The sequence below is a fragment of the Mycobacterium kyorinense genome (assembly GCF_002101735.1).
GTDB classification, from domain to species: Bacteria; Actinomycetota; Actinomycetes; order Mycobacteriales; family Mycobacteriaceae; genus Mycobacterium; species Mycobacterium kyorinense.
The window spans coordinates 23,413-36,738 of record NZ_LQPE01000008.1; the positions used below are offsets into that span (position 1 = coordinate 23,413).

A 13,326-nucleotide genomic window follows, 5' to 3' on the forward strand; every position below is an offset into this window, starting at 1 on the left:
CGATCAGGCGGATCGATTCGCGGTCAGCCTGGCCAGCTCGGACAGCCCTGCTTTGGCCGGCGCGTTGATGGGTGCGGCGGCCAACGCGGCCAACGCGCGTCCGGTCAGCGTGTCGATCTGCTCTTCCACCGCGGCCAGTGCACCCACCCCTTCGATCACCGCGCGCACGTCGCGCACCTGCGGTTCGGTCAGATCGGTACCGATCGATGATCGTAATAGGTTGGCCGCCAACGGATCTGACTTGTCGGCCATTTCGATTGCGGTGCCCAGCAGTACGGTGCGCTTGCCGGACCGCAAGTCGTCGCCGGAGGGCTTGCCGGTCACCGCCGGATCGCCGAACACGCCCAGCACATCGTCGCGCAGCTGAAACGCCAGCCCGAGGTCGGTGCCGACCTCATGGAAAAGGGCGTGCACGTCGGGGCGGTCCGCGGCAGCCGCGGCGCCAAGCTGCAGCGGCCGCGACACCGTGTACGAGGCTGTCTTGTAGGTGTTGACGGTCATCGCCGAGGCAATCGACTCGGCGGCGCTGGCCTCGCCGACGATGTCCAGGTATTGACCGCCCAGCAACTCGGTGCGGATGTCGGCCCAGACCTGCCGAACGCGGCGGCGCGCATCGTCGGGCAACTCGATTGCGGCGACAATGTCGTCGGCCCAGGCCAGCGCCAAATCGCCGAGCAGGATGGCCGCTGACATCCCGAATCGCTCCGACGAGCCCTGCCACTGCCGGTCCCGGTGCAGCGCGGTGAATTTCACGTGCGTGGTGGGCCGGCCGCGGCGGGTGGCCGACTCGTCGATCACGTCGTCGTGCACCAGCGCCGAGGCGTGCAACAACTCGAGCGCGGAAAACAGCAGCAGCACTTGGGCATCCGGGTCGTCGGACGACACCGCGCGCCAACCCCAGTACGCAAAAACGGGGCGCAGCCGCTTGCCGCCGCCGAGCACGAACTCTTCCAGCGCAGCGACCAGCACGTCGTATTCGGGTCCAATGTGGGCGGCGCCATTGCGGCGACCGCGCAGGTACGCCCGCAACTGTTCGGTGATGGCGTCGGCGAACTCGACGGTTGCCGCTGCTTCGACGCTCAGCGCGACGCCCCTTTCTCTCGAGCCGCCCTGGGCCGACAGTCTATGTCGCCCGGCGCCTATGCTGTCGTGATGACCTGCGCCAGGTCGCCCGGCGTCTGCGACGACGCGGCAGGGCGAGTCGCCGGCGGTCGGCCTGCCGCGGCGGGAAAACTAGCCATCCGATGAGGAGCAGCCTTGTGACTCTGAACACCATTGCGCTCGAGCTGGTGCCGCCGAATGTGGATCGCGGTTCGCAGCAGGCTCTCGACGACGCCCGCAAGGTGCTGCAGTTCTCCGCGGATGTCGGCCTGGGCGGGCGGATCGGGCACGTGATGATTCCGGGGCTGATCGCCGAGGAGGACGACCGGCCCGTCGAGATGAAGCCGAAGCTGGACGTGCTGGACTTCTGGTCGATCATCAAACCGGAATTGCCGGGGGTGCACGGATTGTGCAGCCAGGTCACCGCTTTCTCGGACGAGGCCACGCTGCGGACGCGGCTTCGCGATCTGGTCGGCGCCGGGATCGAGGGCGTTGTCTTCGTGGGTGTTCCGCGCACCATGCAAGACGGTGAGGGCTCCGGGGTGGCGCCGACCGACGCGCTGTCGATCTATCGCGATCTGGTGGCCAACCGGGGCGTGATCTTGATTCCGACCCGGGAGGGCGAAGCCGGTCGCTTCAACTTCAAATGCGAGCAGGGCGCGACGTTCGCCCAGACCCAGCTGCTGTACTCCGACGCGATCGTGCGATTTCTGGCCGACTTCGCCAAGAAGACCGACCACCGGCCCGAGATCCTGCTGTCGTTCGGCTTCGTGCCGAAGGTAGAGAATCGGGTGGGGTTCATCAATTGGCTCATCCAGGACCCGGGCAACGCCGCCGTCGCCGAGGAGCAGGCGTTCGTCAAGACGCTGGCCGGCAGCGAGCCGGCGGAGCGGCGCAAGCTGATGCTCGACCTGTACAAGCGGGTGATCGACGGTGTCGCCGACCTCGGCTACCCGCTCAGCGTCCACCTCGAGGCCACCTATGGCGTTAGCGCGGCGGCCTTCGAGACCTTCGCGGAGCTGCTGGATTACTGGGCGCCGGGAAGTCGGGCCTAGTCGGGCGGTTCGTCGCCGGATTCGGCGAAGCGGGGGGAGCGGTCGCGGGCATACCAGGCCAACCCGGCGACTATCCCGGCGACCGCCAGGGACGCCAGGCCCAGCCACAAGGCCGCGCCACGGAATGAGCGGGTGCTGGGATCGGTGTAGCGGGCCTGGGCCGTCATCGTGCTGACCACGCCCGGCTTGAGCTTCCAGGCCACCATGTCGGCGTCCACCCGCTCACCGTTGGTCGACGTCACCGCGCCGGGGAAGGCGACGCTGAGCTCGACGTCGGCGTCGGGATCGGTCAGCGACGTCAGGTCCGCGCGGCCCTCCAGGATCACCAGGTCGCCGGCTCGGCGCAGCGTCAGGTTCACGCCCTGGGCGTCGGGATTCATGTTCGCCAGCTGCGGTACCTCGGCGAAGGTCAAGTCGGAGAACACGGCCTGCGATCCCACGTAGCCATCGCGGTCGTATTTCGAGATCGCCACCTTCTGGCTGAACGGGATATTGGGGTCCAGCTGCGGTCCGGCGTCCTTGTCGTTGCGCGGTTTGGCGGCGGCGACGATCTCGCCGGACACCGTGTCGTCGGGGGAGATGGTCAGCGACGCCTTGACCCGCAGGCATCCGGTGGCGATCGGCACCACCAACAGCAACATGGCCGCCGCGAGCAGGCGTCGAGATGTCAGTGGTCTGGCGAGGGCCTGGATGCCGCGGGCATGCACCAGGTCATCGTGCCAGACCTGTTGCTATAGCGGCAGCGCGCGGCCCAATATCGCGAATGCCCGTGGGTCCCCGGCGAAGTGGTAGCCGCGGATGATGTCGATGAAGCCCAGCCGTCGGTACAAGCGCCACGCCCGGTTGGCTTCGCCGTTGATTTCCGGTGTCGACAACAGCACGTTCGCCTCGCCTCGCCCGGCCAGCAGGCGACGTGCTACCGCCTCGCCAAGGCCGCGGCCTTGCGCCCGCGGATGGATGTGCAATTCGGTCAATTCGAAGTAGCTGGTCATCAGCCGGGAGATTTCCGGGGCCGGCAGACCGACGCGCTGCAGTCCCACCACCACCTGCTGCTGCCACCACTGATCGGGCGCGCCGCAGTAGCCGTAGGCCACGCCCAGCAGCGGCGCGTTGCTCAGCTGTTCGGCCGACGGCATCCCACCGGGCTCGACGTCGACCTCCACCGCGGCGACGGCCTGCCAGCCGTGGCGCCGAATGTGCTCCAGCCACATAGCGGCGCGCTGGTTTTCGGTGCCCGGGGGATAACGCATGGCGTCGACGTACACGCCCAAGGCGTCATCGAGACGGCGCTGCATGTCGTGCGGCGACAGATCGATGAGGAATGTCGCCAACTCGCGGTGTCCTCCTCGGACGGTCATTGGTGCCATGCTTCCATCGCCCATTATCTTCACCGGCGGTCTCGGTGGGGACCGGCAATCTGACGCAGTTACAATCTGCTGACGAACCAGTGGTACGGCGCAGATCGACCTCGTATCATCTGAGTTAGTTGCCCATGTAACGGGTATCGTCACGTCACAGCTTGTCGGCAAGGAGGGACGAATGCCACTCTCCGATCATGAGCAGCGCATGCTCGACCAGATCGAGAGCGCTCTCTACGCCGAAGATCCCAAGTTCGCCTCCAGCGTTCGCGGCGGTGGATTGCGCGCGCCCACGGCGCGGCGGCGGTTGCAGGGTGCCGCGCTGTTCGTAATCGGCTTGGGCATGCTGGTTTCCGGGGTGGCGTTCAAGGCCACCATGATCGGTAACTTCCCGATCCTTTCGGTGCTCGGCTTCCTGGTGATGTTCGGCGGTGTCGTTTACGCCATCACCGGGCCGCGCCTGTCGGCCAAGCCGGATCTCCCCGGACCGCGACAGCGCCGCATCAAGGGCACCGGTAGTTCGTTCACCAGCCGGATGGAAGATCGGTTCCGGCGCCGCTTCGACGAGTAAGCGTCACACCGACCATGGGGCAGCCGCAGGGCTGCCCTTTTTTGTTCCGCCGAGCCTGCGTGACGGCGTGAGTTTGTGGAAAATCGCGCGCTGCATGCAGGGCTCGGTGACGTCAACGCAGGCTCGGACGCCCCACCACGCCCCACTAGCCGTCTGATTGCCCGCTGACGTGGGTTTTTTCGACGTGCCGGGCTTGCGCCGCCGGTCTCTCGCCCGCCATGGCAGCGGGTGAACCAGCCGAAACATATATCTCTTACTCAACAAATGGGGCAAAGTGGGGGATTGTGGGGTATGGTGGCAGAAGTCGTGGGGAGAGGCGGAGTGCAGGCTCCGCCCCGTGGCGGGAGGTGGCCAGATGTTCTTGGGCACCTACACGCCCAAGCTCGACGACAAGGGGCGGCTGACGCTGCCCGCGAAGTTCCGCGACGCGCTGGCAGGAGGGTTGATGGTCACCAAAAGCCAAGACCACAGCCTGGCTGTCTATCCGCGCGCGGAGTTCGAGCAACTGGCCCGCCGGGCCAGCAAGGTGTCGCGAAGCAACCCGGAGGCGCGGGCGTTCCTGCGCAACCTCGCCGCCGGGACCGACGAACAGCATCCCGACGCTCAAGGCCGGATCACGTTATCGGCCGATCACCGCCGCTACGCCAACCTGTCGAAGGATTGCGTGGTGATCGGATCGGTCGACTACCTCGAGATCTGGGACGCCCAGGCCTGGCACGACTACCAACAGACCCACGAAGAGAACTTCTCCGCGGCCAGCGATGAAGCACTCGGCGACATCATCTGAGGCGCATGCCCGTGCACCGTGGCCTCTGCCCGAACCGACCCTGACGTACTTCCCCAACGCCAGGTTCGTGCTCTCGGACAGGGACCTCGATGTGCGGGCGATCGCAAGCGCGGCGGAGCCGGGCGCGGCGGGTCGCCCGCCGACCAACCGGGCGATCGCTCGCTGTACTCGTGGGGGAGGTGTTGCGGTGCCTGACGCCACAGGCGATTTCGGTCATGTCCCCGTGCTGGCCGAACGCTGCGTCGAGCTGCTGACCCCGGCGCTGACCCGCCGCTACTCCGACGGCTCAGGCGCTCTACTCGTCGACGCCACCCTCGGCGCCGGGGGGCATGCGGAACGATTCCTGGCCGCGCTGCCGGGCCTTCGGCTGATCGGACTCGACCGCGACCCGACCGCGCTGGACACCGCCGGCAAGCGGCTGGAGCGCTTCGCCGACCGGGTCACACTGGTGCACACCCGCTATGACGGCATCGCCGACGCTCTCACCGAATCCGGTTATGCTGCAAGAGGTTCGGTGGACGCAATCCTATTCGATCTCGGTGTTTCGTCGATGCAGCTCGACCGGCCCGAGCGAGGATTCTCGTACGCGCAGGACGCGCCGTTGGACATGCGGATGGACCCCGGGTCGCCATTGAGCGCAGCCGACATCGTCAACAACTACGACGAGGCCGCGCTGGCCGACATTCTGCGCCGCTACGGTGAGGAGCGGTTCGCGCGCCGCATCGCCGCGCAGATCGTCCGCCGCCGCGCGGCCACACCGTTTACCACGACGGGTGAACTGGTCGAGCTTGTCTACCAGGCGATTCCGGCGCCTGCCCGGCGCACCGGCGGACACCCGGCCAAGCGCACGTTCCAGGCGCTGCGCATCGCGGTCAACAGCGAACTGGATTCGTTGACTGCCGCGCTACCAGCTGCGCTGGATGCCCTGACGGCCGGTGGACGCATCTTGGTTCTGGCATATCAGTCATTGGAAGACCGCATCGTCAAGCGGGCCTTCGCCGACGCCACCGCGTCGCGCACCCCAACCGGGTTACCGGTCGAACTACCCGGCCATGCAGCGCAATTCACGTCGTTGACCCGCGGCGCCGAACGCGCCGACGACGCCGAAATTCTGCGCAACCCGCGCAGCGCCGCGGTGCGGTTGCGGGCCGTGCAACGACTGGAGTCAAGGAGGGGCGACCGATGAAGGCCAAACGCCAAGCGCCGCAGCGCCGCGACGGCGAGCGTCGTCGCAAGGCTGCCCCTCCGAAGAGCCCGCGTCGCCCGGTTGAGCCCACGACGGGTCGCCGTCCGAAAAAGGCCTCGGCCCCGGCCCGCGAACCGCGAGCAACCCGGTCCGCACCGCAGACCACGCCCACACCCCGGCCCGTCGAGCGGCCGTCACGACCCAAGAGCGCCAGCCAGGCCAAGGCGCGCGCCAAGGCGCGGAAAGCCAAGGCGCCCAAGGTCATTCGGCCTCCGCTTCGGGAGCGGTTACTGGCCCGGCTGGCGTCGATCGACCTGCGGCCGCGCACGCTGGCGGCCAAGGTGCCGTTCGTGGTGCTGATCATCGGCGCGCTGGGCGCCGGGCTGGGCGTCACGCTGTGGTTGTCCACCGACTCCGCCGAGCGGTCCTATGAGTTGGGCAGTGCCCGCAAGACGACGCAACTGTTGCAGCAGCAGAAGGAGGCGCTCGAACGTGATGTGCTGCAGGCACAGGCCGCCCCGGCGCTGGCGGAGGCCGCTCGCGGCCTGGGCATGATCCCGACGAAGGACACCGCCCACCTGATCCAGGATCCAGGCGGAAACTGGGTTGTCGTCGGCACGCCCAAGCCGGCCGAGGGCGCCCCGCCGCCACCGCTGAACACCAAGCTGCCGGACGAAAAACCCGCCCCGCCACCGGCTCGGCCCAATTCGGTGGAGGTGCCGATGCGCCTCACGCCGGGGGCTCCGGTCGTCCCGGGTCCAGCCGGACCGGAAGTCATGGTCCGCGACCCCAACAGTGCGACGACGCTGGGCAGCCCGCACTTGCCAGCCCAGGACATGCCGCCGGTGCCCGGCGCGCCCGCGGCGCCGGGCGTGGCTCCGGTCCCGGGTCCACTGCCCGTGCCGGGCACACCGCCCGTGGCCGGCCCGCCGCCCGTCGCACCCGCGGCTCCTGAAGTGGTGCCCCCGGCCGGCGCGGCCGGTCCGCCGGTTGCCGCGCCGCCGGCACCTGCTCCGCTCGCAGTGCCCGCTGCTCCGATCGCACCGCCCGTCGCGCCGCCGCCGACCAACGGCGAGCAGTTCGGCCCGCTAACCGTCACGACCCCGGGCGTGGCCAGGTGAGAGGCAAAAAGCGCAACGGGGCCCGCTCGTCGCAGCGCGGCCACGACGTCCGGAAGCCAAGGCGGACAATCGAAGTCAAGAACGCTGCGTCGGGCCACTCGGCACGTCAACGCCGTACCCGCCAAGCCGCCGAACTGGGCGCGCGCGGCGCGTCGTTCGTGTTTCGGCACCGAGCCGGCAACGCGGTCATCTTCGTGGCGCTGCTCGTCGCCGCAGCGCAGCTGTTCTACCTTCAAGTGCCGCGCGCCGCCGGGCTACGGGCCGAGGCCGCGGGGCAACTCAAGGTCACCGACGTCGAAAAGGCGGTGCGCGGCAGCATCGTCGACCGCAACAACGACCAGCTCGCGTTCACGATCGAGGCACGGGCGCTGACCTTCCAACCGCGCAAGATCCGCAAACAACTGGCCGAGGCCAAACAAAAAGATGCCCACAGCCCCGACCCTGCGCAGCGGTTGCGCGATATCGCCAAAGAGGTTTCGGCGCGGCTGAGCAACAAGCCCGACAACGCGACGGTGCTGAAGAAGCTGCAAAGCGACGAGACGTTCGTCTACCTGGCCCGCGCGGTCGACCCGGCCATTGCCACCGCGATCACCACGAAATTCCCGGAAGTCGGTGCCGAGCGCCAGGATTTGCGCCAATACCCCGGCGGATCGCTGGCCGCCAACATCGTCGGCGGCATCGACTGGGACGGGCACGGGCTGCTGGGTCTAGAGGACTCGCTGGACGCGGTGCTGGCCGGAACCGACGGGTCGGTGACCTACGACCGCGGGTCCGACGGCGTCGTTATCCCGGGCAGCTACCGCAACCAGCACAAGGCCGTCAACGGTTCGACGGTGCAACTCACCATCGACGACGACATCCAGTTCTACGTCCAACAACAGGTGCAGCAGGCCAAGAACGCCTCCGGGGCCCGCAACGTCTCCGCTGTCGTGCTCGACGCCAAAACCGGTGAGGTGCTGGCGATGTCGAACGACAACACCTTCGACCCGTCGCAGGACATCGGCCGCCAGGGCGACAAGCAGATGGGCAACCTGCCGGTGTCGTCACCGTTCGAGCCGGGCTCGGTGAACAAGGTGATCACCGCGTCGTCGGTGATCGAATATGGCCTGTCCAACCCCGACGAGGTGCTGCAGGTGCCGGGCTCGATCCACATGGGCGGTGTCACCGTGCACGACGCCTGGAACCACGGCGTGATGCCCTACACCACCACCGGCATTTTCGGGAAGTCTTCCAACGTGGGCACGCTGATGCTGGCCCAGCGTGTCGGCCCGGACCGCTGGTTCGACATGCTGCGCAAGTTCGGGCTGGGGCAGCGCACCGGCGTCGGGCTGCCCGGTGAGAGCGCGGGGCTGGTGCCCCCGATCGACCAGTGGTCGGGCAGCACATTCTCCAACTTGCCTATCGGGCAAGGGCTTTCGATGACGCTGCTGCAGATGACGGGCATGTATCAGACGATCGCCAACGACGGGCTGCGGATGCCACCGCGGATCATCAAGGCGACGATCGCGCCGGACGGCACTCGCACGGAAGAGCCGCGGCCGCAAGGTGTTCGGGTGGTGTCGTCGGAGACCGCGCAGACGGTGCGCAACATGTTGCGTGCCGTGGTGCAGCGCGACCCGATGGGCTATCAGCAGGGCACCGGGCCGGCGGCTGCAATCGAGGGCTACCAGATCTCCGGAAAGACCGGGACGGCGCAGCAGATCAACCCGGCATGTGGCTGCTACTTCGACGACGTGTACTGGATCACCTTCGCCGGGATGGCCACCACCGACAATCCCCGTTACGTCGTCGGGATCATGATGGACAACCCGCAGCGCTCCTCGGACGGCGCCCCTGGACACACGGCGGCCCCGCTGTTTCACAACATCGCGGGCTGGCTGCTGCAGCGCGAAAACGTGCCGCTGTCGCCCGATCCTGGGCCACCGCTGACCCTGCAGGCCTAACGGCCGTAAGGACCGTCTCCGCGACCCGCTGCCGAGCGCGGCTCGATAAGGTGTCATGGCCGTTAACGGCGTTGATACGACGCCTGAAACAGGCAGCGGACGGAGGTGATGACGGTGCCCACTGCGCTGCGGCCCAGCGCCGGGTCCGGCGTGCCGCTGTCGGCGCTGGCAGACCAGATCGGCGCCGTCTCCGCGGCGGGCAGCGTGGTCCCCGAGCTGTCGGTCACCGGCGTCACGCTGCGGGCACAAGACGCGCAGCCGGGAGATTTGTTCGCCGCGCTGCCCGGCGCGTCGACCCATGGGGCGCGCTACGCCGGTGACGCGGTCGCGCGAGGCGCCGTGGCGGTGCTCACCGATGCCGACGGGGTCGCGCAACTGGCCGACACCCTGGGGCCGCTGCCGGTGCTGATTCACCCGTCGCCGCGCACGGTGCTCGGCGAACTCGCCGCCACCATCTACGAGCATCCGTCCGAGCGGCTTGCCGTGGTCGGCATCACCGGCACGTCCGGCAAGACCACCACGACCTACCTGATCGAGGCCGGTCTGCGGGCGGCCGGACGGACCGTGGGACTGATCGGGACCATCGGCATCCGCATCGACGGCGCCGACGTTCCCAGCGCCCTGACCACGCCGGAGGCGCCCGCACTGCAGGCCCAGCTCGCGGCGATGGCCGAACGCGGGGTGGACACCGTAGTGATGGAGGTGTCCAGTCACGCGCTGAGCCTTGGCCGCGTCGACGGCGTGCGCTTCGCGGTGGGCGGCTTCACCAACCTGTCCCGCGACCACCTCGACTTCCACCCGACCATGGCCGACTATTTCGAGGCCAAGGCGCGGTTGTTCGACCCGGCCTCGCCGCTGCACGCCCGCACCGCGGTGGTGTGTGTGGACGACGACGCCGGCCGCGCGATGGCCGACCGCGCCGCCGCCGCGATCACCGTCAGCGCCGAGGGCGCCGCCGCGGACTGGCGCGCCGAAGACATCACGGCCGGCGCCGGCGGCCACGACTTCACCGCCGTCGACCCCGCCGGAGTGCATCACCGGGTGCGCATCGGGTTATCGGGCCGCTACAACATCGCCAATACGCTTGTCGCACTGGCCATCCTGGATGTGCTGGGGGTGTCGCCGGAGCAAGCGGCGACCGGGCTGCGCGACATCCGGGTTCCCGGCCGGCTCGAACAGATCGACCGCGGCCAGGACTTCCTGGCGGTGGTCGACTACGCCCACAAGCCGGGCGCGCTGAGCGCCGTGCTGATGTCGCTACGTCGCCCCGGCAGCCGGCTGGCCGTGGTGTTCGGGGCCGGCGGCGAGCGCGACCCGGGCAAGCGGGCGCCGATGGGCAGGATCGCCGCGCAGCTGGCCGACCTCGTCGTCGTCACCGACGACAACCCCCGCGGCGAAGACCCGGCCGCCATCCGTCGCGAAATCCTTTCCGGCACAACGGAAGGCACCGCGGAGGTTATCGAAATCGGCGACCGCCGCGCGGCCATCCGGCACGCGGTCGGATGGGCGGGCCCCGATGACATCGTCCTGGTCACCGGAAAAGGCCACGAAACCGGGCAGAGCGGCGGAGGGCAGACCCGCCCGTTCGACGACCGCGTCGAGCTCGCCGCCGCCCTGGAGGAGCGGCGCCGGTGATCGACCTGACCGTCGCCCAGATCGCCGAGATCGTCGGCGGCGAGCTGGCCGACATCTCGCCCGGCGACGCCGCCGACTTGCACGTCACCGGCACCGTCGAATTCGACTCCCGCAAAATCACGCCGCGTGGGTTGTTCCTGGCGCTGCCGGGCGCACGCGCCGACGGCCACGACCACGCCGCGGCGGCGGTGGCGGCAGGCGCGGTGGCCGTGCTGGCGGCGCGGCCGGTGGGGGTGCCGGCGATCGTGGTGACCCCCGACCGGCAGGCATCAAGTCGCGCCGGCGTTCTCGAGCACGACACCGACGGCTCGGGCGCGGCGGTGCTGGCCGCACTGGCCAAGCTGGCCTCGGCGGTGGCCGCGCAGCTCGTCGCCAACGGGCTGACCATCGTCGGTATCACCGGCTCGTCGGGCAAGACGTCGACCAAGGACCTGCTGGCCGCGGTGCTCGCCCCGCTCGGCGAGGTGGTGGCGCCGCCCGGGTCGTTCAACAACGAGCTCGGCCACCCCTGGACCGTGCTGCGTGCCACCGAAAACACCGACTACTTGATCCTCGAGCTGTCGGCGCGCCACCCCGGCAACATCGCGGCGCTGGCCGCGATCGCCCCACCCGCGATCGGGGTGGTGCTCAACGTCGGCACCGCACATCTCGGCGAGTTCGGCTCCCGCGAGGCTATCGCGAGCACAAAAGCCGAACTGCCGCAAGCTGTTCCGGAATCCGGGGTGGTCGTCCTCAACGTCGACGACCCGGCGGTGGCGGCGATGGCCGACAAAACCGCCGCCCGGGTGGTGCGGGTGAGCCGCAACGAACCCGCAGACTTGTGGGCCGGTCCGGTGAACCTCGACGAGCTGGCCCGCCCGCAGTTCACCCTGCACGCCGGAGGACAGGCCGTCGACGTCGCGCTGGCCGTGCACGGCGACCATCAGGTCGGCAACGCGTTGTGTGCGGCGGCGGTCGCGCTGGAATGCGGCGCGAGCCTGGATCAGGTGGCGGCCGCCCTGGCCGGCGCAGGACCGGTCTCGCAACACCGGATGCGGGTGACCACCCGCGCCGACGACGTCACCGTCATCGACGACGCCTACAACGCCAACCCCGATTCGATGCGGGCGGGCCTGCAGGCGCTGGCGTGGATGGCCCGGGGCGGACGGCGCAGCTGGGCGGTGCTGGGCGAGATGGCCGAACTCGGCGACGACACGATTACCGAGCATGATCGCGTCGGCCGGTTGGCGGTGCGCTTAGATGTGTCTCGACTCATTGTCGTGGGAACCGGGAGGTCGATGAACGCCATGCACCACGGCGCGGTCATGGAGGGCTCGTGGGGAGGCGAGGCCACCATCGTCGCCGACGCCGACGCGGCCCTGGCGCTGTTGCGGGCTGAGCTGCAGCCGGGGGACGTGGTGCTGGTGAAGGCGTCCAACGCGGCCGGGCTGGGCGCGCTGGCCGAGGCACTGCTCGGCGAGCCGGGGATGACGGGCCGGGACGCCGCCCGATGATCGAAATCCTCATCGCCGTCGCCATTGCGCTGACGGTGTCGATTGTGCTGACCCCGTTGCTGATTCGGCTGTTCACCCGGCAGGGCTTCGGCCACGAGATCCGCGAGGACGGTCCGCCGAGCCACAAGACCAAGCGCGGCACGCCGTCGATGGGCGGGGTCGCGATCCTGGCCGGCATCTGGGCGGGTTATCTGGGCACCCACGTCGCGGGCATGGCATTCGACGGCGAGGGCCCGTCGGCGTCGGGGCTGCTGGTGCTGTTCTTGGCCACCGCGCTCGGCGGCGTCGGGTTCGTCGACGACCTGATCAAGATCCGCCGGTCGCGCAACCTCGGGCTGAACAAGACCGCCAAGACCGTCGGGCAGATCACCGCCGCCGTGCTGTTCGGCGTGCTGGTGCTGGGTTTCCGCAACAACGACGGCCTCACCCCGGGCAGTGCCGACCTGTCGTATGTACGCGAAATCGCCACTGTCACACTGGCTCCCGCGCTGTTCGTGCTGTTCTGCGTGGTGATGGTCAGCGCCTGGTCCAACGCGGTGAACTTCACCGACGGCCTAGACGGGCTGGCCGGGGGAGCCATGGCCATGGTCTGCGCCGCCTATGTGCTGATCACGTTCTGGCAGTACCGCAACGCCTGCGCCACCGCGCCGGGGCTGGGCTGCTACAACGTGCGCGACCCGCTGGACTTGGCGCTGATCGCGGCGGCGACGGCGGGCGCCTGCATCGGCTTTTTGTGGTGGAACGCTGCGCCGGCCAAGATCTTCATGGGCGACACCGGCTCCCTGGCGCTGGGCGGCATCATCGCCGGGCTGTCGGTGACCAGCCGCACCGAGCTGCTCGCGGTGGTGCTCGGCTCGCTGTTCGTCGCCGAGATCGTCTCGGTGGTGCTGCAGATCCTGACGTTTCGCACCACCGGTCGCCGGGTTTTCCGGATGGCGCCGTTCCACCACCACTTCGAGCTGGTCGGCTGGGCCGAAACCACCGTGATCATCCGGTTCTGGCTGCTGACCGCGATCAGCTGCGGGCTGGGTGTGGCGCTGTTCTACAGCGAATGGCTCGCGGCGACCGGCGGCTGA

12 protein-coding genes are annotated in these 13,326 nt (G+C 69.0%); 9 read left to right on the plus strand and 3 right to left on the minus strand.

Annotated elements, in window-relative coordinates:
- Positions 1-3 precede the first annotated feature (3 nt).
- Positions 4-1,083, minus strand: a complete 1,080-nt coding sequence (gene idsA2, locus AWC14_RS01580; protein ID WP_045382935.1) for a bifunctional (2E,6E)-farnesyl/geranyl diphosphate synthase — start codon at positions 1,081-1,083, stop codon at positions 4-6.
- Positions 1,084-1,259: 176 nt separating this feature from the next.
- Between idsA2 and AWC14_RS01585 the strand changes: the two genes are divergently transcribed.
- Positions 1,260-2,156 (plus strand): mycobacterial-type methylenetetrahydrofolate reductase, encoded by an 897-nt coding sequence (locus AWC14_RS01585; RefSeq protein WP_045382936.1) that lies wholly within the window; start codon positions 1,260-1,262, stop codon positions 2,154-2,156.
- Here the strand turns inward: AWC14_RS01585 and AWC14_RS01590 are convergent.
- Positions 2,153-2,797 carry an LppM family (lipo)protein gene (locus AWC14_RS01590; protein WP_045382937.1) on the minus strand — a complete coding sequence of 215 codons (645 nt, stop codon included), beginning with the start codon at positions 2,795-2,797 and terminating at the stop codon, positions 2,153-2,155. The genes AWC14_RS01585 and AWC14_RS01590 overlap by 4 nt on opposite strands.
- 90 nt (positions 2,798-2,887) lie before the next feature.
- Complete coding sequence (locus AWC14_RS01595) at positions 2,888-3,487, minus strand: GNAT family N-acetyltransferase (RefSeq protein ID WP_045382950.1); 600 nt, start codon at positions 3,485-3,487, stop codon at positions 2,888-2,890.
- Positions 3,488-3,695: 208 nt separating this feature from the next.
- Between AWC14_RS01595 and AWC14_RS01600 the strand changes: the two genes are divergently transcribed.
- The 8 genes from AWC14_RS01600 (at position 3,696) to mraY (ending at position 13,326) form a co-directional block, all read left to right on the plus strand.
- Complete coding sequence (locus tag AWC14_RS01600) at positions 3,696-4,085, plus strand: DUF3040 domain-containing protein (RefSeq protein ID WP_045382939.1); 390 nt, start codon at positions 3,696-3,698, stop codon at positions 4,083-4,085.
- A 355-nt stretch (positions 4,086-4,440) separates the two neighbouring features.
- On the plus strand, positions 4,441-4,872 hold the full coding sequence (gene mraZ, locus AWC14_RS01605; protein ID WP_045382941.1) for a division/cell wall cluster transcriptional repressor MraZ: 432 nt from the start codon (positions 4,441-4,443) through the stop codon (positions 4,870-4,872).
- A complete protein-coding gene (gene rsmH, locus AWC14_RS01610) occupies positions 4,847-6,058 on the plus strand; it encodes a 16S rRNA (cytosine(1402)-N(4))-methyltransferase RsmH (protein ID WP_142281507.1) in 1,212 nt (403 codons plus the stop codon). The genes mraZ and rsmH overlap by 26 nt, the downstream gene beginning before the upstream one ends.
- Positions 6,055-7,179: a cell division protein FtsL gene (gene ftsL / locus AWC14_RS01615; protein ID WP_057003354.1), complete on the plus strand. Its 1,125-nt coding sequence runs from the start codon at positions 6,055-6,057 to the stop codon at positions 7,177-7,179. The genes rsmH and ftsL overlap by 4 nt, the downstream gene beginning before the upstream one ends.
- A gap of 68 nt (positions 7,180-7,247) precedes the next feature.
- On the plus strand, positions 7,248-9,122 hold the full coding sequence (locus tag AWC14_RS01620) for a peptidoglycan D,D-transpeptidase FtsI family protein (RefSeq protein ID WP_428838930.1): 1,875 nt from the start codon (positions 7,248-7,250) through the stop codon (positions 9,120-9,122).
- 108 nt (positions 9,123-9,230) lie between these two features.
- Positions 9,231-10,757, plus strand: coding sequence for a UDP-N-acetylmuramoyl-L-alanyl-D-glutamate--2,6-diaminopimelate ligase (locus tag AWC14_RS01625; protein ID WP_057003353.1), 1,527 nt, complete (start codon positions 9,231-9,233; stop codon positions 10,755-10,757).
- Positions 10,754-12,250 (plus strand): UDP-N-acetylmuramoyl-tripeptide--D-alanyl-D-alanine ligase, encoded by a 1,497-nt coding sequence (locus tag AWC14_RS01630; protein WP_045385601.1) that lies wholly within the window; start codon positions 10,754-10,756, stop codon positions 12,248-12,250. Before AWC14_RS01625 ends, AWC14_RS01630 begins: the two co-directional genes overlap by 4 nt.
- Positions 12,247-13,326 (plus strand): phospho-N-acetylmuramoyl-pentapeptide-transferase, encoded by a 1,080-nt coding sequence (gene mraY / locus AWC14_RS01635; RefSeq protein ID WP_045385598.1) that lies wholly within the window; start codon positions 12,247-12,249, stop codon positions 13,324-13,326. Before AWC14_RS01630 ends, mraY begins: the two co-directional genes overlap by 4 nt.

Bases quoted from the DNA above. Each gene is read 5' to 3' on its own strand.
- mraZ (WP_045382941.1), top strand. From the start codon at position 4,441: ATGTTCTTGGGCACCTACACGCCCAAGCTCGACGACAAGGGGCGGCTG.
- mraY (WP_045385598.1), top strand. From the start codon at position 12,247: ATGATCGAAATCCTCATCGCCGTCGCCATTGCGCTGACGGTGTCGATT.
- rsmH (WP_142281507.1), top strand. From the start codon at position 4,847: ATGAAGCACTCGGCGACATCATCTGAGGCGCATGCCCGTGCACCGTGG.
- AWC14_RS01590 (WP_045382937.1), bottom strand. From the start codon at position 2,797: ATGTTGCTGTTGGTGGTGCCGATCGCCACCGGATGCCTGCGGGTCAAG.
- ftsL (WP_057003354.1), top strand. From the start codon at position 6,055: ATGAAGGCCAAACGCCAAGCGCCGCAGCGCCGCGACGGCGAGCGTCGT.
- AWC14_RS01625 (WP_057003353.1), top strand. From the start codon at position 9,231: ATGACGGTGCCCACTGCGCTGCGGCCCAGCGCCGGGTCCGGCGTGCCG.
- AWC14_RS01600 (WP_045382939.1), top strand. From the start codon at position 3,696: ATGCCACTCTCCGATCATGAGCAGCGCATGCTCGACCAGATCGAGAGC.